At 64.1% G+C, this 22,510-nt stretch carries 20 protein-coding genes; 10 read left to right on the forward strand and 10 right to left on the reverse strand.

Translation table 11 applies throughout. The features are described 5' to 3' along the window. Positions 1–9: 9 nt before the first annotated feature. Positions 10–1,182, reverse strand: coding sequence for an FAD-dependent monooxygenase (locus ACR65J_RS20260; RefSeq protein WP_440172487.1), 1,173 nt, complete (start codon positions 1,180–1,182; stop codon positions 10–12). A gap of 201 nt (positions 1,183–1,383) precedes the next feature. Here ACR65J_RS20260 and ACR65J_RS20265 point away from each other — a divergent pair, with 201 nt between their 5' ends. Both ACR65J_RS20265 and ACR65J_RS20270 read left to right on the forward strand, forming a co-directional pair. Next, positions 1,384–3,495, forward strand: a complete 2,112-nt coding sequence (locus tag ACR65J_RS20265; RefSeq protein ID WP_440172488.1) for a transglycosylase domain-containing protein — start codon at positions 1,384–1,386, stop codon at positions 3,493–3,495. A 74-nt stretch (positions 3,496–3,569) separates the two neighbouring features. Then, positions 3,570–3,872, forward strand: coding sequence for a DUF4193 domain-containing protein (locus tag ACR65J_RS20270; protein ID WP_307424373.1), 303 nt, complete (start codon positions 3,570–3,572; stop codon positions 3,870–3,872). Between the two features lie 125 nt (positions 3,873–3,997). Here the strand turns inward: ACR65J_RS20270 and ACR65J_RS20275 are convergent, their stop codons facing one another. The 4 genes from ACR65J_RS20275 to ACR65J_RS20290 form a co-directional block, all read right to left on the reverse strand. After that, complete coding sequence (locus tag ACR65J_RS20275) at positions 3,998–5,065, reverse strand: S1C family serine protease (RefSeq protein ID WP_440172491.1); 1,068 nt, start codon at positions 5,063–5,065, stop codon at positions 3,998–4,000. Positions 5,066–5,193: 128 nt separating this feature from the next. Continuing rightward, positions 5,194–5,646 (reverse strand): hypothetical protein, encoded by a 453-nt coding sequence (locus tag ACR65J_RS20280; protein ID WP_440172493.1) that lies wholly within the window; start codon positions 5,644–5,646, stop codon positions 5,194–5,196. Positions 5,647–5,976: 330 nt separating this feature from the next. Next, a complete protein-coding gene (locus ACR65J_RS20285; protein ID WP_440172495.1) occupies positions 5,977–7,320 on the reverse strand; it encodes a phosphatase PAP2 family protein in 1,344 nt (447 codons plus the stop codon). A gap of 44 nt (positions 7,321–7,364) precedes the next feature. Beyond that, complete coding sequence (locus ACR65J_RS20290; protein WP_440172497.1) at positions 7,365–7,841, reverse strand: MarR family transcriptional regulator; 477 nt, start codon at positions 7,839–7,841, stop codon at positions 7,365–7,367. 81 nt (positions 7,842–7,922) lie between these two features. On the opposite strand from ACR65J_RS20290, the gene ACR65J_RS20295 reads away from it, so the two are divergent. Further along, a complete protein-coding gene (locus tag ACR65J_RS20295) occupies positions 7,923–8,090 on the forward strand; it encodes a hypothetical protein (RefSeq protein WP_440172499.1) in 168 nt (55 codons plus the stop codon). 385 nt (positions 8,091–8,475) lie between these two features. On the opposite strand, the gene ACR65J_RS20300 is transcribed toward ACR65J_RS20295, so the two are convergent. The 5 genes from ACR65J_RS20300 to ACR65J_RS20320 form a co-directional block, all read right to left on the reverse strand. Then, a complete protein-coding gene (locus ACR65J_RS20300; protein WP_440172501.1) occupies positions 8,476–10,605 on the reverse strand; it encodes a beta strand repeat-containing protein in 2,130 nt (709 codons plus the stop codon). Next, positions 10,602–11,090 carry a hypothetical protein gene (locus ACR65J_RS20305; protein ID WP_440172503.1) on the reverse strand — a complete coding sequence of 163 codons (489 nt, stop codon included), beginning with the start codon at positions 11,088–11,090 and terminating at the stop codon, positions 10,602–10,604. The genes ACR65J_RS20300 and ACR65J_RS20305 overlap by 4 nt, the downstream gene beginning before the upstream one ends. A 1-nt stretch (position 11,091) precedes the next feature. Continuing rightward, positions 11,092–12,228, reverse strand: a complete 1,137-nt coding sequence (locus ACR65J_RS20310) for a COG1470 family protein (protein ID WP_440172505.1) — start codon at positions 12,226–12,228, stop codon at positions 11,092–11,094. Between the two features lie 77 nt (positions 12,229–12,305). Next, a complete protein-coding gene (locus ACR65J_RS20315; protein WP_440172507.1) occupies positions 12,306–12,761 on the reverse strand; it encodes a hypothetical protein in 456 nt (151 codons plus the stop codon). Positions 12,762–13,129: 368 nt separating this feature from the next. Beyond that, positions 13,130–13,591: an Lrp/AsnC family transcriptional regulator gene (locus ACR65J_RS20320; protein ID WP_440172532.1), complete on the reverse strand. Its 462-nt coding sequence runs from the start codon at positions 13,589–13,591 to the stop codon at positions 13,130–13,132. Positions 13,592–13,751: 160 nt separating this feature from the next. On the opposite strand from ACR65J_RS20320, the gene pdhA reads away from it, so the two are divergent. The 7 genes from pdhA to ACR65J_RS20355 all read left to right on the forward strand — a co-directional run bounded on the left by pdhA (position 13,752) and on the right by ACR65J_RS20355 (position 22,437). After that, positions 13,752–14,978 carry a pyruvate dehydrogenase (acetyl-transferring) E1 component subunit alpha gene (gene pdhA, locus ACR65J_RS20325; protein ID WP_440172509.1) on the forward strand — a complete coding sequence of 409 codons (1,227 nt, stop codon included), beginning with the start codon at positions 13,752–13,754 and terminating at the stop codon, positions 14,976–14,978. Beyond that, a complete protein-coding gene (locus ACR65J_RS20330) occupies positions 14,975–16,087 on the forward strand; it encodes an alpha-ketoacid dehydrogenase subunit beta (protein ID WP_440172510.1) in 1,113 nt (370 codons plus the stop codon). Before pdhA ends, ACR65J_RS20330 begins: the two co-directional genes overlap by 4 nt. A 2-nt stretch (positions 16,088–16,089) precedes the next feature. Continuing rightward, positions 16,090–17,619, forward strand: a complete 1,530-nt coding sequence (locus ACR65J_RS20335) for a dihydrolipoamide acetyltransferase family protein (protein WP_440172512.1) — start codon at positions 16,090–16,092, stop codon at positions 17,617–17,619. 555 nt (positions 17,620–18,174) lie between these two features. After that, positions 18,175–19,353, forward strand: a complete 1,179-nt coding sequence (locus ACR65J_RS20340; protein WP_440172514.1) for a DegT/DnrJ/EryC1/StrS family aminotransferase — start codon at positions 18,175–18,177, stop codon at positions 19,351–19,353. Further along, positions 19,350–19,940 (forward strand): sugar transferase, encoded by a 591-nt coding sequence (locus ACR65J_RS20345; RefSeq protein ID WP_440172516.1) that lies wholly within the window; start codon positions 19,350–19,352, stop codon positions 19,938–19,940. The genes ACR65J_RS20340 and ACR65J_RS20345 overlap by 4 nt, the downstream gene beginning before the upstream one ends. Before the next feature lie 341 nt (positions 19,941–20,281). Then, positions 20,282–21,220 carry an NAD-dependent epimerase/dehydratase family protein gene (locus tag ACR65J_RS20350; protein ID WP_440172518.1) on the forward strand — a complete coding sequence of 313 codons (939 nt, stop codon included), beginning with the start codon at positions 20,282–20,284 and terminating at the stop codon, positions 21,218–21,220. Further along, the gene (locus tag ACR65J_RS20355; RefSeq protein WP_440172520.1) at positions 21,220–22,437 is read left to right on the forward strand and encodes a glycosyltransferase family 4 protein; all 1,218 of its coding nucleotides are present in this window, start codon (positions 21,220–21,222) and stop codon (positions 22,435–22,437) included. Before ACR65J_RS20350 ends, ACR65J_RS20355 begins: the two co-directional genes overlap by 1 nt. Positions 22,438–22,510: the final 73 nt, after the last annotated feature.

Genomic DNA, 22,510 nt, shown 5'->3' on the forward strand with positions numbered 1-22,510 from the left:
AGGCGCGCCCTACTTGGCGATGCTGCGCAGGATTTGGTGTGCAACCAGGCGGTCGACGCCGGGAAGTCGGGTTGCGCGGATGACCCACCTGCGGAGCAGGAGCTGGGTAGTGTTCCTGGGCAGGAACGTCGCTGCGGTCCGCCGTCCCGATTTTTGCGCCATCTCCACCACGGGGCGCCACTGCTGCTCGAACCGCGCCAACGCCGCGCCGATGCCACTGGGCGTGGCGACCGGTCCCAGGACGTCACCGAGCAGCGCAGCCCCGGCGATGGCCAGCGAACCGCCTTGGCCCGCCAGCAGCGACACGGCGCCGCAGGCGTCACCCACCAGGACTGCGCGGTCCGTGTGCCAGCGGGGCATGACCACTTGCGCCACGGTGTCGTCATAAGGATGCGCGGGGCACAGGTCAAGGAGCCTGTCCACCGCGTCCCCCAGCCCGGCGAACTCGCTGCGGAGCCGCTGGCGGGCCGTTACTGCCTCTTTCCCCGGTGACACGGCGTCCCGGTAGACCAGGAAGGCGGCCACCTCGTCCTGGCGGATGCCGTACAGCCCAGCCATCCGGTTGAGCGTGTCGGTGAGGATGAACCGGCCCCGGAAGCGCGCATTCAGGGCCGGATCGGTGACGATGAACGCCGCGGCCCGCATGCCCAGCGGCCGGAGGAAGTCCCTCTCGGGCCCGAAGACGCCGGCGCGCACCTCTGAATGGATGCCGTCTGCACCGACCAGCACATCGGCGCTCATTTCCTGGTTGGCCTCTACGAGGACGTGTGCGCCATCTGCGTCGGTGCGCGCATTGACCACCCGTGCCCCGTAACGCACCCGCACCCTGCCGGCCGCGTCTTCCAGCGCCGCCAGGACCGCTGCCTCAATGTCCGGGCGCAGCAGGCTCAGGACTTTCCCGCCGGCCAGCTTGGAGAACCGGAGGTAGTCGATGCTGCAGGTGGTGCGGCCTGCGGTGTCCACGTAGTCGGCGGACTGGATGTGGTACGCCGCCTCTGCCAGCCGGGGGTACAGCCCGATCCGCTCCGACGCCTCCACCCCCGGGCCGAAGAAGTCCATCATGTAGCCGTCAGGCCGCAGCGCCCGGGACTTTTCCAGCACCTCAACGTCCCAGCCGGCCAGGGCCAGCTGGCGGGCCGCGACGAGCCCGGCGATCCCGGCGCCCGCCACGATGGCCTTCATGCCGGCGCCTGCGCGGAGGAGCTGCCACTTGCATCCGGGCGGGGGATTGAACGTATGCTGGCAAATAACATATGCACTACTACATGTAAGCAGGGGGACGCTGCGCCGGCAAGACATCGGGGCAGGCTCACTGGAGCACGCGGAGAAGGCACGAACCACCTGCGCTTCTCCATTTGCGCAGCCAACGAGCAAAGGAAACATGTGCAGCACGTGAACAAGGCGCTGGTACCGAAACTGCTGGCCTTCATCACGGTCTGCGTAGCGTGCGGCATCCTGGCGGCAGGCCTTTTCGTTCCCGCCACCGCGGTGGCGGGAACGGTTGCGGGCCGCTCCATCAGCTTCTTCGACAAGCTCCCGGCCGAGCTGGAACTGAATCCGCCGGCGCGGAACTCGAAGGTGCTGGCGAACGATGGCTCCGTCATCGCAACGTTCTATTCCCAGAACCGCGTCCCCGTCACCCTGGACAAAATGTCACCGTTCATGCGCGATGCCATCGTCTCCATCGAGGACGCCAGGTTCTACGAGCACGGGGGCATTGACCCGACCGGAATCCTGCGGGCCCTTGCCGTGACGGTCCAGGGTGGCCGCCAGGGCGCGTCCACCATCACCCAGCAGTACGTCAACAACATCATCATCGAATCGCTGGTGTCCAACGGCAATGCGGACGAGGTGACCACGGGTGCGTCGAAAACCATTGGCGACAAGCTCCGCGAGATGAAGCTCGCCATCGCTTTGGAAAAGAAGTACTCCAAGGACCAGATCCTTGCCGGGTACCTCAACATCGTCTACTTCGGTAACGGCGCCTATGGCATCCAGGCCGCGGCCCAGGAGTATTTCGGTGTCCCGGCCATCAAGCTGACCCTGCCGGAAGCGGCAGCCCTGGCCGCGGTGGTCAACAGCCCGGTCTACTATGACCCCCTCACGCACCCCGACCACGTGGTGGCACGCAGGAATGTGGTCCTGGACAAGATGCTCGAACAGGGCCTCATCAGCGCCGCCCAGCATGACCAATCCGTGGCCTCGGCCCTGGACCTGGACGTCCACCAAAGTGCCCAGGGCTGCACCGCCGCGGCCTCTGCGCCCTATTTCTGCGATTACATCAAACGGCTGATCCTCAACAGCCCGGCCTTCGGCCCAGACGAGGATGCCCGCCAAAAGCTCCTGGATCAGGGCGGCCTCACCATCCGCACCACCCTGGACCCGGGCCTGCAGCAGGTCGCGCAAAAGGAGGTCGATGCCGCACTGCCGGCGACCGACCCCCTGCAGCGCGGTTCGGCCCTCGTCAGCGTCCAGCCGGGAACGGGAAAGGTGCTGGCCATGGCGCAAAACACCAACTACAACCCGGCGGCAGCACCCGGAAACTACACCGGCAACTTCGCCCTGCCGGAGAAGGACGCCAACGGAAACCCCCTGGACGGTGCCGGCGGTTTCCAGATCGGCTCCACCATGAAGCCGTTCGTCTTCGCCGAATGGCTCAGGTCCGGCCGGTCCATGGCCACTGTCCTGGACGGGTCAGTCCGCGTCTACAAGGCAGGCTTTCCGTGGAAGAACAGCTGCGGCACCACCACCGGCTCCTACGACCCGGCACTCGGGCAGACCCCGCTGCCCAACGACGACCCGTACCACTACTACCCGATGAGCGTGCTGAAGGGCCTATACCACTCCATCAACACCATCACGTTCCAGTCCGCCACCCGCCTGGACTTCTGCAACATCCAGAAAATGGCGACTGCTGCCGGCGTCAAGAACGGCCATACGAACCAGCCGTACGATATGTCCAGCATCGCCAGCCTCATTGGCACCCAGGATGTCGCACCACTGGACATGGCCAACGCCTACGCCACCTTCGCGGCAGGCGGGGTCCACTGCGATCCCGTGGCCCTGGAATCCGTCACCGACGCCCAGGGCCGCCAGTACCCGGTGCCCTCGGCCCACTGTGCCCAGGCCATCAGCCCGGAGGTGGCCGCCGGGGTGGCGTACGCCCTCAAACCCGTCCTGGTCAAAGGCTCCGGATACAACATCCCCGTGAACAAGGACCACGACATCTTCGCCAAGACAGGCACCACTGACGGAAACACCCAAACGTGGACCGTGGGGGCCACCACGGGAATCGCCACCGCCTCATGGTTCGGCAGTTACAAGGGCTTTGGCCCCCAGTGGGCCAACCAGGACATCACCATCAACGGGAAGTACTACGCCGGCCTGGACGGGGCCAACATCGCCGGTACCCAGTGGGGCCACCTCATGGACGCTGCCGCCGCCAAGTACCAGGGGGCGTCCATGCCCGCGCCCCCGGCCTCCATGCTGCGGTAGGGGCGGGGCCCGGCGGGAACAACCACAGAGGTGGGTTCGTTGGATACGGAACTGCAAGGGAAACGAGGATAATCATGGCTGCTGACTACGACGAACTGCGGACCGACGTCAAGGAAACACAGGAACGGTCGCTTGAGGACCTCAAATCCGCCAATGCCCCGGACGCCCGCAGCGTGGTCCGGGAGCTGGATGCCCCTGACGATGCCGACGCGCTCGGCATCCCCGGGGGCGAAATCGTGGCCGAGGAACTCACGGTAGTGGTGGTGCCCGTCGCCGAGGATGAGTTCACGTGCCACTCCTGCTTCCTGGTCCGGCACCGTTCGCAGATCGCCAGGGAAAAAGACGGGCACCTGTACTGCACCGAGTGCGAGGGCTGACCGCTCCTCCCGTTGCCGACTCTCAAACGGGCAGGGGATTTCCACTCGCGGCACCAAATCAATTGCAGGTGCGCAAGGCTTTGCCGGCTCTGCGGGAGTAGGCGCCGCCTGGGACCCGCGGCGGGTCAGGGCTGGTCGGCCAGGTTTCCGAGTGTGACCCGCAGGCTTTGGGACGTGCTGCCGCGCTCCACCACCACCTCCACCTGTTGGCCTGGATCCTGCTTCCTGAGGGCCGCGAGCAGGTCCGTTACGTTTCCGACGGCCGAGCCGGCGAATTTGGTGATGATGTCGCCTGACTTCATGCCTGCCTGCTCGGCCGGGCTGCCGTGCGCCACGTCGACCACCAGTGCTCCCGCCGTGGTGGGCAACGAGAACCGCTGGGCAAGTTGCGGGGTGATGTCGGTCGGCACCACGCCAAGGGCGGCGTGCTTGACCGACCCGCTCGCCAGCAGTTGGTCTGCGACATCGGTGACAGTCGATGATGGCGTCACGAAGCCGATGGCCACCGCTCCGGAACTGGGCGGCAGGTAGGCCTCGGAGAGTCCGATGACTTGACCGCTGGAGTCAGCCACGGCGCCGCCGGAGTTGCCGGGAGAGATCGGAGCGTCGGTCTGGAGCAGGTCGATGGCTCCATGGGGGGATTCCTTGGACGGGGGCATGTTCCGGTGGAGGCCGGAAACAATTCCGGCGGTGACCGTTTCCTCCAGTCCCAGGGGGCTGCCGATCACCACCGTCATCGAGCCCACCTCCGGGGCCGATGATGCGAACCGTGCGGCCGGGAGGCCGGTCCGGTCAACTTTCAGGACGGCGACATCGGTGACATCATCAACTCCCACGACGGTACCTTCGGACTGGGAGCCGTCCGCGAACTGGACCTGGACTTTCTTGAAGGGGTTCTTTTGCTGGTCCTCCACCACGTGGGCATCCGTGACGATGGAACCGTCGCTGTGATAGATGACGCCGCTGCCCAGCCCGATGTCTGTCCGGATCGTAACGACGGAGGGCTCAACCTCCTTGACCACCCCTGGCACGGCAGGAAGGCCTCCGCCGCCGGACTGGCTTGCCGCCGGTCCTGATTCGCCCGGTGATGCCGCGGTGGAACTGGGTGCCGGGCCGGGGCTGCCGGTGCAACCCGCCAGCGCAAGAGCTGCTGCGCTCACCCCTGCCGCCGCACAGAGCCTGAAAGATTTCATGAGGTCTCCTCCTCCTGCAGTTCACTGCGGTCCATTCCCTTATGAAACCGCAGTAGTTGCATAAGCGCAATGGATCGCGGTTTTCTGGGGTAGGGAGGAGCGCGGCTGGGGAAGTCGGGTGGCCGCCCTTACTTCGGCACGTAGGGGGCGTACTGCGACAGCGTCCCATCAAGTACCGGAACGTCCAGGACCTTGCTCCGGCCCTTGGCTTCGATGGTCAGGTCCGTGCGCGCTCCGGGGGGATCCTCCGTGCTTTGAAGGATGTGTTCGGCTGTGTCGAATCCGATCTGCCCGTGGGCCGGGACCGTCAGGTCCACGGAGTTGTTCCGGTCCCTGATCACCAGCGGAATGTCTGCACCGGTGCTGTTGAAAACCATCCCCAGGAGGCGGCCCGGCTGGTCCTGCGCGGCAGAGACCACCGAGATGCTCCGGAGCTCGAGCCCCTCCAGATCGAGGTTGGCGCCTGTGGCCACGGATTTATAGTTCTGGACTCCAGAGTTGTAGCACCCGCTCAGCCCCACGGCTGTGCCCAGCACCAGCAGGATACAGCTGAGGCAATGGATTACACGTTTTAACGACATTTGAATTCCTCTCCTGGACAACAGTTACGATCGGTGGCAGGTGGCCGCGGCGGGCCAGCGCTGGGCACAGAACCACCAGCGAACCAGGGCTCTCAAAATTTGCCGGTCCGGCGCCCGGGAAAGATCCGACCTTCGTCAGGCGGTGGCGGCTGCGGCCACTGCCGCTGTGTCATCCGAACTGCGCTGCCGGCCGGGCCCAGAAGGCCTGCGACGACGGCGGCGCAGGTCGCCGGGAACAGTGCTGCTTTTAACGTTAGGTCCGTTTTGATGCTTCGCCCGTAACAAGCCTGTCAAGAATGAAGGGCGAGCATCACGAGTGGGCAACATCCTCTAATTGGCAACAACGGCCGGACGAGCCGGGGAGGCCTCCCCGGCGCCCCTGACAGTGCGCCACGTGTCCAGCGCGATGACCGCACCCACGATCGCCAAGGATAGGAACACGGAGGCTAACGCATCGGTCAACCAGTGATACCCCAGGTACAGCCGGCTCAAGGTCACCAATCCGATGCCGAGCGCTGCGGCCACTGACCACACGGCCGCCGCAAGGCGCTTGTCTTTCCGCCGCGACGTGACGAGGTATGCCAGGACCAGCAGGAAATCGCAGGCGCCCAGCACGTGGCCCGAGGGAAACGAAAAGCTTGGGTCCGGTTCCAGGAGCATGGCATCCACGGGCGGCCGGGACCGGTGGACTATCGGCAGGATGATCTGCGAAATGATGACCCCGGCCACCATGGCGCCGGCAAAAAGCAGGGGTCGCCACGCATGTCTTCCCGCGAAGGTCCAGGAGACGGTGACGGCCAGGACAATGATGGGCATCGCTACCGGCCCGAATACACGCGCCACGGGCGTCATGGCGGCGGTCAGCACGTCGGACCGTTGCGACAGGAGCCACTGCCGGACGGGTTGGTCCAGGGCGCTTAGCCCATCGTTGTGGAGGACACTCCAGAGCGTGAGGACGAAGAGCGCTGCGCCGGCCAGGACGAGCGCTCCGGCTGCCATGTAGTAGCCGCGCCGCTCTCGGGCAGATACGTGCCGTTGTTGAACGGAGAATAGGTGGTGGAGCCGCCCGCGTCCCGCCGTAGCCACCAAGGATGCCGAAGACCCTGCCGGCGCCGGCCGGAGGGAGTGCATTTGGGACCCTTCCGGAAGTGAATGCCTGTCTGCCCCCGGGATGTCGGCCATAATCCGGGGGTCCAGGTCTGCGCCCCGCCTGAGCACGCTGATTTCCCCGGTGGTTTCGAGGACGACGCAGGCCACTTCGTCCAGGTTCCTGACTCCCGCCACGCGGAGAGTGGGCCAGAGCTCAGCTTCGGCCAAGTGCACTTTGTGGAGGTTTTCGTGGATTACGGTGCTGCCGGACATGAGCAGCACCGGGCGGTCTTGCAGGAACCGCTCAGCCGCACGCCACCGTTTTAACTTTCCCGCGAAGGCCTGCAGCCCGAAAAGGCACAGCAGGGCCAATAGACCGGCCCCCAGCGTCGGCGTGTATCCAAGGGCCGCCCGGCCAATGACAGCGCCCAAGGCCACGATGATGGCGAGGTCCGACCTGGCCACGCGTGCCAGCACCCGCTGCCCGAGCAGACGGACCAGAACCATCAGGGCAAAGTACATGCCGGCCGTGGACAGTATCACTTCAAGGGCCTGCTGCGGCGTGAGTGTCAGTTCCTCCCACATGGCTTTTTCCCTTCGTAGGCAGGCCCGCCGGAACCTTTGGGGAGCTAGATTCCCAGCAGCAGGCTCTCTGCGGCCGATGGCTCTCCGGCGGCGAGAGCGAACAATTCGAAGCCGGCAGCTACCTTTAACTGTTCGTCCGGCGACAGGCCGGCCAGCACCTGGGCGATCTCCCGCCGTCGCGCCTCTGTCACGTCTTCCACGATCCGCAGTCCCTGTGCGGTCGCCGAGACCCTGACCTCACGCCGGCTGCCGGGGCTCTGTTCCCGCACCAGCAGCCCCGCCGCTTCCAGCCTGTCGGCGGTCCTGCTGAAGCTTGACTGGTGGACGCCGAGGAGCTGTGCCAAGTCGCCCATGCGCGCTGGCCCCCTGGAAGACAGCAGCACCAGGACGCGGAATTGTGGAAGCGTCACGGCGTCCGATACACCTGCCAGGGAGCGGGCGACCAGTCCGAGCAGTGCCCGTGAGGCCGTGAGGGTCCGTTCCAGCGCTTCATCATGTCCAGCCGCACCCTGCGCCCGCATACGTGACCCAACTCCTTGTAGATGGCCGAGTTCCAGCACCTTTCATGCACGGAAACAACGTTTGATCCACAGCATATGTTGGTGCGGAACGTGGTTCAAGGCGTACCGACGGCGCCGCTCGTGCTGGGCCGCAACATTCCCGTCAACGGCAAGTTCTACCCGGCAGTGGACGGGGCATTTATCCCCGGCCCGCAATGGGCGCACTACATGCACGGTGTGGTGGGCTTGTACAACCACGGGAACTTTTGATGCCCCGCCGCAGAACCTGGTCGGCACCCCTGGAACTGGCTCGCAGCCGACGCCGTCGAAGAGAGATGACGCGCATCCCGATTCGACACGCAGAATCGTTGGCACACAGGCTATCTGGGTGGCGAGGTGGAGGCTGCGGGGCGAAACCGAACATACGTGTCGGTAATGTGGCATAAGGGAACAGCATCTCCACAGGAAGGTAGACCGATCATGCTCAACGGTGGAAGCTTAGGGGCCAACATCGGGGCCTTGGTGGCAGTAGGCGTCGCCGTGTACATCGTCCTGGTGGTCCGCCGGCGGAAGTGAGGCTCCCCTCGTAAATGCAGGTCGCCCTGCAGCCGGATGGACTGCAGGGCGACTGCTGCGAAGGATGAGCAGTACGGCTTTAGAATCGGTACGCTGTGGTCCCGGAGAAGGGTCCTGTTCCGAGGGAGTTTCCAGCCAGGTCGGTCAGGCCCGTGCCTGGGGTGTAGGCGGGGACGTCCCCGGTTGCCGTCGTCCCGGAGGTGGCCGCGGTTGATTTACCGAGCTTGATAGAGAGGGTCGTAGACCCGTTCCAGGTGACCGTGCTCGCGTTGTTTCCGTTGCCGTTGAAGCTGAGAGCGCCTGCCGAGCCGTACGCGGCGTTGTTCCCCAGGAAGATGGAACCTACGTTAAGTGACGGGCAGGAGGTGCTTGAGACTGTCAGCACATTGGCCGTACTGACCTTCACTGTGATGTCGCCATTACCGCTGAGCGTCTGTGCGTTTTTGGTGGTCCAGCCGGAGCAGATCTTGCTTGGGTCCATGGGTTCCGAGAACTGGATTGTCAGTGAGTCGCCCTGTTCTGCTTTGCCCAGGCCTTGGGTACCACCGCCGTTCGAGAGAGAGACTGTTGAGGTCGGAACTTTGGTGTCCATCGTGACTGTTGCAGAAACGGTTGTGCTGTTGCCGGCGGCATCGTTGGTGGTCGCCGTCGCAGTAACAATCACGACAGGACTGGTGGAGCTATCCTTCAGCTCAGATAGATTGAGTGATCCCGTAGTCCACGTTGCGCCGGATGCTGCTCCCGGGATGGTGGTGGTGCCGTCCGTGACGCTCACACTCACAGGCAAGCCTGAATCGGTAGTGCCACTGAAGGCATAGTTGTTGACGTTGCCCGCCAGGATATTTAGCGGCGTATTGAGCGTGAGGGAGACGTTAGTATCCCTGATGTTAGTAGTTGTAGCCGGGCTGCTGCTGTTGCCTGCGCCGTCCGTAACCGTAACTGTATAGGCGACGGAGCCGTCGACCATACCGGAAGTAGAGCCAAGGTTGAGGGTGAGCGACCAAGCGCCGTCAACCGTAGTCACCGTCCCCTGCGCAGTGCTGCCGGCAGAGTCCTTCGCGACTATGTTGAGGGTTGAACCAGCCTCAGCGGAGCCTTTCACGAGCACGTTATTGAGGTTTCCGCTGAAGACGTAGGGTGGAACGGTTAGGCCTGAAGCCGCATCAGGGACATTGGTGTCCTTCGTGCTCGTGGCGATCCTGGCTGCGCCCGTGTTGCCGGCGGCGTCCGTTGCGGTGGCCCTGTACGCCACGGCTCCCTCGTTGAGGCTGGTCAGGTCCAAGCTGGCCGTCCACTTGCCCGTGCTGTCCGCGGTGGGCGTAGCAGCCGGAGTTGTGTGGGCAGAACCTGCGTCGGTGGCAGTGAGTGTGATCTTCGCATTCGCCTCGGCGGTTCCGGTGACTGTCACCCCGGCAACTCTGGCCAGGTTTACGTACTGCGGTACGGTCAGTCCCGGAGCCGCGGGAGCCTGGGTATCGATATTGACCGGCTGGCTCGTCGCCAGTCCGGAGTTCCCCACCTTGTCCGTCGCGAAGTAGGACACCGTGTGCGTTCCATCCCCGGCAACCGGAATGGTGGCGACGGCCGCGTTCACCGTCTGCTGCGCGCCGTCGACGGAGTACGTAATGGAGGCGACGCCGGAACCGTTCGTGCCGTCGTCGGCCGTGATGGTTACGGTGACGGGGCTGGTGTTGTTCCAGCCGGCGTTGGGAGTGGGCGAAACGGAAACTGACGCAGTGGGCGGGAGGGTATCGCTGCTGATGCCGTTGCTGCGCGGGCTTTCGGCCCCCGTCCAGAGCGCGATGGCCGGGGTAACGGTGTAGTACCAGGTGCCGCCCGGAACGTTCTGCTCCGTGCAGGTGAGTGTGGTCACGCTTCCCGCGCAGCCGTCCGTCGCCGGGATGGCGGTCCCGCCGGTGGCGGTTGAGTAGCGGGCCACCGTGTAGCCGGTGGCGGCCCGGCCGTTGACGGTGGTCCCGTTGGCCCAGGTGACCGAGATTGCAGCGGCGTTGGCGTTGACGGCTGGCTTGGAGCCCGGCGTCAGGGCGTCGGCAGCCGCGGCCGCTTTGCTGCTGCTGGTGGTGGAGGCCCAGAAAGCGTAGGCGGTGCCCGAGCCGAGCAGGAGCAGGATCGCGGTGATGATCCATGCGAGCCTGCGGGACGGGCGGCGACCGACGAAGAGTGATGGGTTGCGGGCGGCGAGGCTCATTTGCGGACCTCCGCCGTCACTGGAACGCTGAACGTTGCGCCCTGGCAGGCTGCGAGCGAGGTGGTATCCATGGTGGCCGCTCCGGGGAGGGTGATGAGTGCTGACGAGTTCGCGGCAACGTAGGTTGCGGGGGTGAGAGGGGCGGCAGTCCCGGTGAAGCTGACGCCGGTGGTGGTGCAACCGGGGTGGGCTGCGTCGGCCGCCGCAGGGCCGTTGCCGGTGACGCTGAAGACCTGCACTGAGTAGGGGTTGGGGTTGGTCAGGCGGAGGACGACGTCGGCGCTGCCGCCCGGGAAGAGGGCCGACCTGGGGTTGTCCCCGGCGACGAGGGCATCCACGGTAACCGGCTGCATGGTGCCGGCGGCTGCCGATCCGCTCCCGGCACCTGTGCCGCTCCAGAAGGCGTAGGCGGTTCCGGCGCCGACGGTCACGAGGAGTCCGGCGAAGGCAGCTGCCTTGAAGCCATGGCTTCTTGTGGGTGTCATCTCAGTTCCCCTGTCCTGATCCTGAGTAGCTGAGCTGGAGGGTGACGCCCTTGCAGCCGTCCTGGTTGCTGGATGTGTCCAGCATTCCCACCCGCGGCCAGGCGGTCTGTTCGACGTTGAGCCCCTGCAGGGAACCACCCGTGGCCGGCACTGCCAGCGGGTAGGGGCCGCTGTACTGGGTGACGGTGAAGTCGGCCGGCGTGCAGGGCAGGTTGCCTGCCACCGCGGCCGCGCTCCTGGTGACGCCCGCGACGGCGACCGAAAGGTTGGTCAGCGACAGCGGCTTGTTGATGGGATTGCTGATCTGCAGGTTCAGTGCCGCCGAGGTGCCGGGCGACAGGGTGCCGGGAACGTTCCCGGAGATGCCAAACTGTTTGATGGTGGAGTCCAGGACCAGCTGAACGTTCGCGTAGGCGTATTGCGCCTTCCCGGAGGAGTCCTTGCCGGTGCCCACCAGGTAGAGGCTGGAGGTTCCGGTGGGGGAGGCGTTGGGGGTGACCACCTGGAGAGTGGTGGAGTTCCCGGTGGCCGGGTTAGGCGAGAACGATGCGGTGGCTCCGGCCGGCAGGCCGCCCAGGACGCTGAAGGTAAGGGGTCCGCTGAGGTTGCTGCGGCTGAGCTGCAGCGTATAGACGGCGGTGGCACCCGGCGGAATGGTGACGGAGTCCGGGGTGGCAGTCATCGAGAAGGAGCTGGAGATTTTGTAGTTCACCGTGAGGCTGGCCGTCGCGCTGCCGGAGACCTTGCCGCTTGTGGCGGTAATGGTGATTGAGCTGGTGCCCGCCGGTGTCGTTGCGGCGGTGGTGGCGTTCAGGGTGGCCGTTGCGGTGCTGCCGGAGTTGAGGCTGACGGACGACGGCGAGAAGGTGACGCCTGCGCCGGCCGGAAGTCCCGCGGCGGCCAAGTTTACCGTGCCACTGAATCCGCCGGTGGAGGTCAGGGACACCGTGTAGGAGGCTGACTGTCCCTGCTGGACGGACTGGCTTGCGGGGGAGACCTGCACCGTTATGCCTGGCTTTGGATTGTTTGCCGCCGCGATCAGCGATCCGGCGCCGGCCAGCAGCAGCACCAGTGCCACCAGCGCTGCCTTGATTCCGATCCGCCTGCGACGCCGCGCATGCCCGTCCTGCTCGTGCACCCTGTGCCCCTCTTTCTTCGGTGCAAATGACGGCAGGCCGGGGGGCGGATTCGCACCGCCCCCGGCCCGCTCGCTTGTTAGTGGCTGGCTACCGTCACCGTGATGGTGGCGTTCTTGCAGGCGTCCTGGTTATCGGTTGCGCTGTCGTTGAGTGTTAGGGTTCCGGTTCCCAGAGGGGTGGCTTTTGCATTGCCATCGACGGTGGTGGTGCCGGTCGGGGCCGTGGCCGAGAACCATTTCGGGAGGCATTCTGCGTTGCTGGTGGTCACCACCGGATCGGCCAGCGTCACAGGGGTTTTGCTGGAGTTCGGGTTGGTGGCCGTGTAGGTGATGGTCTTCGGCGTACCCGGCGCGACGCCCGGGTCCACGGTCACGTTGATCGTGACCGGGGAGGTGCCTTCCGATGCAGTAGCAGAGCCGTTGCCACTACCCGTGGTGCTCCAGTAGGCGTAAGCGGCACCGCCGCCGACGGCCACCAGCGCGGCGGAAGCTGCAACAGCGGCGATCTTGTTCTTCTTGGTCATTTTGCGCATGGAGAGACTCCTTGAATGTGTGATTGAGAACCCGTTCCCCCATTGGTGGCTCCATCCAGGTGCCTTCCGGTGGATCGATGACCCAATATTTGCCGGAGCGAAATAGGTGCAACAACAAGTACCGGTACCCGAGTTTCTGAAACCTCAAGAAGCCGGGTACTCGGTAAGCGCTGCCACTACCTGCGCTCTCAACGCTGCGTTGCCCCGGAAATTTCTCTGGACATCCCGAAGATTCGGAGCGAAAAGGGCCAACCCAAGTAGTAGTCCCCGCTGGCTTCGGGTACTACTGTGGAGCGCTCACATTGAGCAAATCTTGAGTACCTTTAGCGTCCAATATCCCGAATGAGTCCTGCCCCCGGACCCCGCTCCTACCGCGTGTCCACGTCCTCGAAGACAAGGAACGTCTGGGTATCGAGCACGCCGGGCATGGTCTGCAGTTGGTCGAAGATGACGCGGCGCAGATCGATGTTGTCCACGGCGCGGACCAGCAGGATTACGTCGAAGTCGCCGCCAACCAGCGCGATGTGGTGCACCTCGGGGATGGCGCCCAGCTGGTCGCGGAGTTCCCGCCAGGAATCCTGCTTCAGCTTCAGCGTCACGTAGGCGGAGGACTTCAGGCCCGCCTTGATGGGATCCACCAGCGCCGTGAACCGCGTCAGCACCCCGTCGCCGGTGAGCCGGGCAATCCGGGAGTACGCGTGGGCCCTGGAAATGTGCACGTTCTCGGCCACCTGCGTCACGGACATCCGGCCGTCCCGGGTCAGCTCGGCGATGATGCGCCGGTCGATGTCGTCCAGTGGAACTTCGGCAGCGGCAGCCTTGCCCGGCATTTTGTCCACGGCTCCCGTCGGTAATCCACGTCACAGTTACAAATCGTCTCCCATAGTAGGCACTTCTGAGCAGCTTCTCCACGATTCGCACAGGTGCTGGATACGAAACCTGCCTCAGGGCAATACTGGGAGGGAATAGTGGCTACCGAAGGACGGACCAATGACGATCTCCGCAGACCACACCGCGCCGGACACCACCAGCACTGCAACGCCAGAGAATGCGCTGACGGAAGCTGTGAAGAAGTTCGGCATCACGGTGGAGGACTACATGCTCCCCGCCCGGCACCAGATCCAGATGGTGGACCCGGACGGCCGGCTCAAGCCCAAAGGCGAGCAGGGCACCCAGCCCGGCCACGAATACCCCGTGCCCGGCGACAAGGAACTGCTCGAAGCGTACGAACAACTCGTCGTCGGCCGCCGCGTCAACGACCAGAACTCCGCCCTGGTCCGGCAGGGCCGCATGGCCGTCTACCCCTCCAGCCATGGCCAGGAAGCGTGCCAGGTGGCCGCCGCCCTGTGCCTGTCCGACGGGGACTGGATGTTCCCCACTTACCGCGACGCCGTGGCTGTGATGACCCGCGGCGTGGATCCCGTGCAGGTGATGACCATCTTCCGCGGCGACTGGCACGGCGGGTACGACCCCCTCAAGTACAAGGTGGGCATCCAGTGCACCCCGCTGACCACCCAGCTGCTGCACGCCGTCGGCGTGGCCCACGCCGCCAAGCTCCGCGGCGAGGACACCGTGGTGCTGGCCATGTGCGGCGACGGCGCCACCAGTGAAGGTGACTTCCACGAAGCCCTGAACTTCGCCGCCGTCTTCCATCTGCCCGTTATCTTCTTCGTGCAGAACAACAAGTACGCCATCTCGGTGCCGCTGGCGCACCAGTCCGTGGCGCCGTCGCTCGCGCACAAGGCCGTGGGATACGGCATGGCGGGCGAACGCGTGGACGGCAATGACGTCGTCGCGCTCCTCGCCGTCCTGGACCGCGCCGTGAAACTGGCCCGCGAAGGTTCCGGGCCGCTGCTGGTGGAAGCCAACACGTACCGCATGCAGGCCCACACCAATGCCGACGACGACACCCGCTACCGGGAAAGCGCCGAGGTCGCGGAGTGGCGGGCCAAGGACCCCGTCAACAGGATGCGGGTGTATCTGACCGAGCGCGGGCTGTTGGACGACGACGGCGAGTCCCGGATCGCCGCCCACGCTGAAGCGGTTGCCGCGCAGCTGCGCGAGGGCCTCGGCGAGGACGTCCCCGTGGACCCGCAGGAGCTCTTCCGCCACGTGTTCGCGGTGCAAACCCCGCAGCTGAAGGAACAGTCCGCCATGCTCGCCGACGAACTGGCCCGCGACGCAGCAGCTACTGATTCGAAGGAGGCCGGCAAGTGAGCCCCACCATCACCACCTCGTCCGAGGCCAACGGCAACGTTTCTGCCGCCACCGCCCGTGCTGCAGCTTCGGCCGCCGCGTCCGCCGAGGCCGCCGGGCCGCAGCCGGTCACCATGGCCAAAGCCCTGAATACGGCCTTGGCCGACGCCATGTCCGCCGACTCCTCCGTCCTGGTGTTCGGAGAGGACGTGGGCATGCTGGGCGGCGTCTTCCGGATCACCGACGGCCTGACCGCGACCTTCGGCGAGCAGCGCTGCTTCGACACCCCGCTGGCCGAATCCGGCATCGTGGGCATGGCCGTGGGCATGGCCATCAACGGGATGCGGCCGGTCATCGAGATGCAGTTCGACGCGTTCGCCTACCCGGCCTTCGAACAGATCGTCAGCCACGTGGCCAAGATGCACAACCGCACCCGCGGGATGGTCAAACTGCCCATGGTGATCCGCATCCCGTACGGCGGCGGCATCGGGGGAGTGGAGCACCACTGCGACTCCTCCGAGTCCTACTACGCCCACACCGCCGGGCTGAAGGTCTACACCCCGGCCACCGTGGCGGACGGCTATCGGATGCTCCGCGAAGCCATCGACTCGGACGATCCGGTGGTCTTCATGGAGCCCAAGAAGATGTACTGGACTAAGGACTCGGTGGACCTTTCGGAACTCCGGCGCCTCCATGAGGAAGGTACGACGGCGGGACTTGGCTCAGAGGGGCGTGCCGCCGTCGCCCGTCCCGGCACCGACGCGACGCTGATTGCGTACGGTCCGTCCGTGCCCACCGCGTTGGCTGCTGCCGAAGCGGCTGCGTTGGAAGGGCGCTCGCTGGAGGTGATCGACGTGCGAACCATCGTCCCGTTCGACGACGAGACCGTGTCTGCGTCCGTCCGGAAGACCGGGCGGGCAGTGGTGATCGCCGAGGCGCACGGTTTCGCGTCCGTGTCCTCTGAAATCGTGGCCCGGGTCCAGGAGCGCTGCTTCCACTATCTGGCCGCCCCCATCCGCCGCGTCACCGGATTCGACGTCCCGTACCCGGCACCCAAACTCGAAAAGTACTACCTGCCCGGCGTGGACCGCATCCTCGACGCCGTTGACGACCTTCAGTGGGAGAACTGACCATGAGCGAACCACGCGTGTTTTTGTTGCCGGACCTGGGCGAAGGCCTCACCGAAGCCGAACTGGTGGCCTGGCATGTCTCTGTTGGTGACGAGATCGCCGTCGACCAGCCCATCGCCGAGGTGGAAACCGCCAAGTCCGCGGTGGAGGTGCCGTCTCCGTACGCCGGGATCGTGGCCGAGCTGCACGGGAAGCCGGGGGAGACCCTGGACGTGGGGAAGCCGTTGATTTCGGTGACGCCCCTGGGTTCTCCGGTTTCCGACGCGGAAGATGCCGCCCCCGCCCCTTCGCCGGACGACCATGCTGCAAGCAGCATGTCGTCCGGCTCCGACAGGCCCGATGCCACTCCCGGGGCGGCATCATCCGCGCCGGCTGCGTCGGCGGCGGCCGCCGAAACCTATCGGGAAGAGGAAAAAGCTGGATCGGGGAACGTGTTGATTGGTTACGGTACTCCCGGTGGGCACGGCCAGGCGCGGCGCACCCGTGCCCGGAAGACCGCCGTCGCCCTCGCTGAGCCCGCTGAACCAAAGCCCGTCGAGGATGACCTCACCCTCCTGCGCACCCGCGTGCCCGGGAAGCTTGGCGCTGTGATCTCCCCGCTGGTCCGGCGGATGGCGCGGGAGCACGGCGTGGACTTGGGGGACATCTCCGGTTCCGGCGACAACGGGCTGATCATGCGCCGTGACGTGGAGGCCGCCCTGGGGACGGCATCGCCGGCAGCCGCGCCTGCGACAGCGCCCGCGGCAGCGCCGGAGGCGAAGCCGCTTGAGACGCCGAAGCGTCCTGTTGAATCAGCCGAAGCCCAGGGCCGCGACGCGCGGACGGGGCTTGCCGTCTCCGCCCGCACCCCGGTCCGCGGGGTGCGCAAGGCCGTTGCCGCGAACATGGCCCGCAGCCGGTCCGAGATTCCGGAAGCAACGGTGTGGGTGGACGTGGACGCCACGGCGCTGATGGAGCTGCGCGAGGGACTGAAAGCCAACGGCGCCGAGGTCCCCGGTCTGTTGGCCTTCATCGCCCGGTTCGTCACGGCGGGGCTGAAGAAGTACCCGGAACTGAACACCCGCATCGAGACTGCAGACGACGGGTCGCAGGAGATCGTCGCATTCGACGGCATCAACCTGGGTTTTGCGGCGCAGACCGACCGAGGCCTGGTGGTCCCCTCGGTCCGTGGGGCCGAAAAGCTCAGCGCCAGGGAGCTTGACGCGGAGATCCGCCGGCTGACGCAGGTGGCCCGCGGCGGCAAGGCGACCCCGGCTGAGCTGGGCAGTGGAACGTTCACGCTGAACAACTATGGCGTGTTCGGCGTCGACGGCTCAGCCGCGATCATCAACCACCCGGAGGTGGGGATCCTCGGCGTGGGCCGGATCATCGACAAGCCGTGGGTGGTCAACGGTGAGCTGGCTGTACGCAAGGTCACCGAACTGACCCTGACTTTCGACCACCGGGTCTGCGACGGTGGCACGGCCGGCGGCTTCCTCCGCTTCGTGGCCGACGCCATCGAGAACCCGGCGTCGCTCCTGGCGGACATTTAGGCGGGGCCGAAGGCGGCTTCGTTGAGCACCGACGACTGATTGCCCTCAGAATCCAAAATTGGACAAGCCTCGCGTCAGCTTCTCGCCAGCGGTGCCGTTGTTGTCGCTAATGACGCTCAAAGGCTTCCTGGAGGCCACCCGCAAATTAGGGTGGATCCCCAAGCCACGATCCAGAGGTCATCCCAGTGCCCGATCGTTTAGCGCGCCTAAGCCGAATGAATAGGTTTAGCGAACGAACTGATGAACACGCTAGCAATTGCTGCCGCTGTGGAAGATACTTGTGTAGCCCTGATGCCAAAGGAGGCGATCGCTTGGACGCTGATTCTTGTGCGCGACCGGGATCGAGAGTTGTTCCGTATTCCCCTTTGTCAGCGCCAGCCGCTCCATCGCTTCGGCATCATGCCCTACCAGCTGACCCAATCCATCGTGTCGGGCACCGATGGCGACGTACAGTCCCCCACGAAAACGCACGTTCGCTTGCGGCAACGATCGACCACCTCACCTACCAGGTACTCGGACAACCCTTACGGACCGATGTGCGGGAGATTGACGAACATGGATGACCACCAGCTTGGCGAAACAGCTGCTCCTTTCCTCCCTTTCGCTTTGCCCGACATCGGTGATGAGGAAATTGCTGCCGTGGTCGACTGCCTGCGTTCGGGCTGGGTCACAACCGGTCCGACTGCACGTCGTTTCGAAACGGCCTTTCGCGACTACCTCGGTGCCAACGTTCAGGCGATTTCCGTCAACTCGGCCACGGCAGGACTGCACCTGGCGTTGGAGAGCCTCGGCATCGGGCCGGGCGACGAGGTCATCGTGCCGACCCTTACCTTCACCGCTACCGCCGAGGTGGTGCGCTACCTCGGCGCCCAGCCGGTGCTGGTCGACGTCGACAGCTCTACGCTGAACATGGACGCCAAGGCCGTCGAATCCGCGATCACTGCGCGCACTCGCGCCATCGTCCCCGTCCATTATGCCGGCATGGCCTGCGACATGGACGCCATTCTTGCACTGGCGCGGCACTTTCATTTGCACGTAGTCGAGGACGCGGCACACGCCTTTCCAACCCGCTACCAGGGCCAGCTGGTCGGCACCCTGGACAGCGACATCACAGTCTTTAGTTTCTATGCCAACAAAACCATGACGACTGGCGAAGGTGGAATGGTGGTGGTGCGCGATCCCGAGCTGGCGCGCCGTATTCGCCTTATGCGGCTGCACGGCATCAGCCAGGATGCATTCGACCGCTACGTGTCGAAGACGCCGGCCTGGTACTACGAGGTCGTGGCGGCCGGTTTCAAGTACAACCTGACCGACATCGCCGCGGCCATCGGCATCGAACAATTGCGCAAGATCGACAGGTTCCTCGATCGGCGCCAGGTCCTGGCGGCGCGCTACGATGCTGCACTGGAGCAGCTGCCTTTGGTCCTGCCTCCCCGCCCACAGGGCACGAGCACGCACGCCTGGCACCTGTATGTTGTGCGCGTGCTGGATGTCGCGCCGCTGCGCCGCGACGAGCTCATCCTGCGGTTGTCGGAACTGGGTATCGGCACCAGCGTGCACTTTATCCCTCTGCACCGCCAGCCCTACTGGCGCGCGAACTGCGCGTCCGAACCTGAACGCTTCCCGGTCGCGGAGGCCGCCTTTGGCGCGATGCTCACCCTACCGCTCTATACCCGCATGCTGGACGCCGACCAGGAGCGCGTCATCCATGCCCTTCGTGCGCTGCTGTCATGATCAAGCGTGTCTTCGACTTGTGTACGGCCACGATCGGCGTGCTGTTCTTGTCACCGCTCCTAGCCGGGATCGCACTCTGGATTCGGCTCGATTCGCCGGGACCGGTGCTGTTCCGCCAAGTTCGGGTCGGGCGGCACGGCAAGCTATTCCACATACTCAAGTTCCGCACGATGTCGGTGCAGCCAACCCCGCAGCGCCTCCTGACCGTCGGATGTGATAAGCGCATCACACGGGCCGGCCACTTCCTGCGCAAGTACAAGCTCGACGAATTGCCGCAGCTGTTCAATGTGGTCCACGGTACGATGAGCCTAGTGGGCCCGCGACCGGAAGTGCCTCGCTATGTTGCCTGCTACCCGCCCCGCGAACGTGATCTGGTGCTGTCGGTCAAGCCTGGCGTGACCGACTGGGCATCGATTCTGTACAAGGATGAGAGCGCCATTCTTGGGCAGGCGCCGGACCCCGAACAGGCCTACATCGATACCATCCTGCCCGCCAAGCTTGAGTACTACGTTCGCTATGTTCGCGAACGCAGCTTTTGGGTCGATCTGCTCATCATTTTCCGCACCTTGCGCGCCATCGCGCGATGAATCCGTTGGTCCGAAATCGTCGTTTCTCCACCTCAGCAACCTGGTGGCGTTGCTGCTTGCCAGTGCAATGGCCGCCTAATGGTCGCAGGGCGACTCGGTAAAGGGTGGTACCAATTAAGCGTTTTGCGGCGGTGAATCGAACGGACTCTCGCCGAGTAGTGGGGGGTCCCGAAAACGGGTAGTTCCTACGCTGGTTTGTCTCAGTTCGGGGAATCTAGCGTTTCACCATGAGGATTCTCCGGGTGAACATTCGTTCCGTGTTCTTAGGGCAGTTGCATGGATGAGTGCGCACGTCCGTGGCTTCGGCGTCGGCACAGGCAAGTTACTCCCCAGGAGCTGCGTTGAAAGTTCTAGTCACTGGCGGGGCGGGCTTCATTGGTTCGAATCTTGTGGCCTACTTCAATCGCCGAGATCCTGCTATCGAGGTGAGTGTGATCGACGATCTGAGTACCGGCCGGATTGAAAACTTGGATGGTCTCGAGGCTACCTTCAGTAAAGGGTCCATTCTTGACTACGAGTTGCTCCGTGATGTCACTCGCGGGGTCGACGCTGTCATTCACTTGGCGGCGATTGGAAGTGTTCCACGTTCCGTAAATGCGCCCCGACCGAGCCATGATGCCAATGCCACTGGTACTCTAAACGTTCTTGAAGTGGCTCGTGAGTGTGGAACCTCGCAGGTGACTGTAGCTTCCTCGAGCTCGGTTTACGGCAGCAACAAGGCTCTCCCCAAGTCTGAGTTTGACTGGACGCGGCCAATGAGCCCATATGCAGTGAGCAAGCATGCAACCGAGGGCTACACCATCGCCTATGGGTTCTCATATGGGATGAAGACCCTTGCGTTCCGATTCTTCAACGTCTTTGGCCCTGGGCAGCCGGCAAACCATGATTACGCGGCGGTCATTCCACGCTTTTTGGACGCAGCGATTAACGGCCGACCAGTCACTGTGCACGGGGACGGGCTTCAGTCCCGCGATTTTACCTACGTCAGGACCGTATGCGCGACTATTTTTGACGCCGTCCAGCGAGGTATCTACTCGCTGGATCCGGTTAATCTTGCCTTTGGCACTAACACCACACTTATGGATTTGCTTGGACGCATGGAAGTGGCATTAGGCCACAAAATTGACGTGCAGCACGTTGAGTCCAGACCCGGAGATGTACGCGCCTCGCAGTCCGACGGTCGGCGAATCAGGGAACTCTTTCCGACCATCACTCCCGTAGACCTCGATGAGGGACTTGCTAAGACCATCCAATGGTTTCAAGGCGAGCAGGTGAGTTAGTGGCACTACACAAACGCAAGATTTTGCTTGGCGTCACCGTCGACATATCCCTCGGTCTAATGGACGGGTTCCCGCAGTATCTTTCCAGCCGCGGTTGGGACGTCCATGTCGTTAGCTCGCCCGGCCCGCTATTGGACGAGCTGGATGACAAACCAGGCATAACCACGCATCGCATCGTGATGGCACGTAGGCCAGCACCCATTGCGGACCTCGTAGCCTTAGGTCGGTGGGTCCTTCTTTTGCAACGTATTAGGCCCGACATTACCTCTGTGGGGACTCCGAAGGCCGGTCTTCTCGGTGGAATCGCGGCCTGGCTCACTCGAGTCCCGACTCGTATCTACCTGCTGCGCGGCCTTCGTTTAGAGACTGCTGAGGGCATCAAATTCAAGATGCTTATGTTTCCGGAAAAATTAGCATTCGCTACCGCCCACAAGGCTCTGGCCGTGAGCCAGAGTTTAAGAGCCCGGGCCGTCGGGCTGGGTCTGGTCCCCTCCGAGAAAGTCATCGTCCTAGGTGCAGGAAGCTCCAACGGCGTGGATCTTCTTCATTTCAAGTCAATAGAACCTAAAACACAGCGCGGTTGTGGCGCGAACAGGGATAGCCTCGCCATGACGCTCGGGCTGGACTTCAACGTCCCCGTAATAGGATTTGTCGGCCGGTTGACAGTCGATAAAGGTCTAGCGCAATTAGCCAAGGCTCGAGACATTTTGCATAGCAGGGGAGTAGACCACCAGTTGTTGATCGTCGGAGGAGTCGACGATTCCGAGGCACCAGCCGCTCTGCAAGCGTTGGAGCGTAGCGGCCGGTATCCAAGCCTAACGGGCTATGTTCGTGATACCGCACCCTACTACCGTCTAATGGACCTCTTGTGTTTGCCGACCCGCAGGGAAGGCTTCCCCAACGTTGTCTTGGAAGCTTCTGCCACAGGCGTCCCTACAGTAACAACCGATGCAACTGGGGCGGTCGACTCAGTTATAGACGGCGAAACTGGGATTATCACCCAAATGGACTCGGCGCTTGAGTTGGCGGATGCCCTGGCCATGCTAATCGAAGATCCCAGCCTCCGGAAAAGGATGGGAGAAGCCGCCAGGCAACGGGCTCACGATTATTTTCGGCAGCCACTTGTTTGGGGCCTACTGGAGGAGTTTTACGCCCGGTCGCTTCTTTTAGAACCGGCCGACGACGTTGAAACTACCCTGAGGAGCGCTGAATATTGAGGGAACCCCAACGATCTCCTCTGGTTCCATTGCAATACGGCGCCACACTTCGGCCAGTGTCAGTAAACGAGCT

It is taken from the genome of Arthrobacter sp. SAFR-044, assembly GCF_059414985.1.

Excerpts from the sequence above, each read along its gene's own strand:
- ACR65J_RS20340 (WP_440172514.1), top strand. The coding sequence starts at position 18,175 with ATGGATGACCACCAGCTTGGCGAAACAGCTGCTCCTTTCCTCCCTTTC.
- ACR65J_RS20335 (WP_440172512.1), top strand. The coding sequence starts at position 16,090 with ATGAGCGAACCACGCGTGTTTTTGTTGCCGGACCTGGGCGAAGGCCTC.
- ACR65J_RS20260 (WP_440172487.1), bottom strand. The coding sequence starts at position 1,182 with ATGAAGGCCATCGTGGCGGGCGCCGGGATCGCCGGGCTCGTCGCGGCC.
- ACR65J_RS20315 (WP_440172507.1), bottom strand. The coding sequence starts at position 12,761 with ATGCGCAAAATGACCAAGAAGAACAAGATCGCCGCTGTTGCAGCTTCC.
- ACR65J_RS20285 (WP_440172495.1), bottom strand. The coding sequence starts at position 7,320 with ATGTGGGAGGAACTGACACTCACGCCGCAGCAGGCCCTTGAAGTGATA.
- ACR65J_RS20270 (WP_307424373.1), top strand. The coding sequence starts at position 3,570 with ATGGCTGCTGACTACGACGAACTGCGGACCGACGTCAAGGAAACACAG.
- ACR65J_RS20300 (WP_440172501.1), bottom strand. The coding sequence starts at position 10,605 with ATGAGCCTCGCCGCCCGCAACCCATCACTCTTCGTCGGTCGCCGCCCG.
- ACR65J_RS20305 (WP_440172503.1), bottom strand. The coding sequence starts at position 11,090 with ATGACACCCACAAGAAGCCATGGCTTCAAGGCAGCTGCCTTCGCCGGA.
- ACR65J_RS20275 (WP_440172491.1), bottom strand. The coding sequence starts at position 5,065 with ATGAAATCTTTCAGGCTCTGTGCGGCGGCAGGGGTGAGCGCAGCAGCT.
- ACR65J_RS20345 (WP_440172516.1), top strand. The coding sequence starts at position 19,350 with ATGATCAAGCGTGTCTTCGACTTGTGTACGGCCACGATCGGCGTGCTG.
- ACR65J_RS20280 (WP_440172493.1), bottom strand. The coding sequence starts at position 5,646 with ATGTCGTTAAAACGTGTAATCCATTGCCTCAGCTGTATCCTGCTGGTG.
- pdhA (WP_440172509.1), top strand. The coding sequence starts at position 13,752 with ATGACGATCTCCGCAGACCACACCGCGCCGGACACCACCAGCACTGCA.
- ACR65J_RS20320 (WP_440172532.1), bottom strand. The coding sequence starts at position 13,591 with ATGCCGGGCAAGGCTGCCGCTGCCGAAGTTCCACTGGACGACATCGAC.
- ACR65J_RS20290 (WP_440172497.1), bottom strand. The coding sequence starts at position 7,841 with ATGCGGGCGCAGGGTGCGGCTGGACATGATGAAGCGCTGGAACGGACC.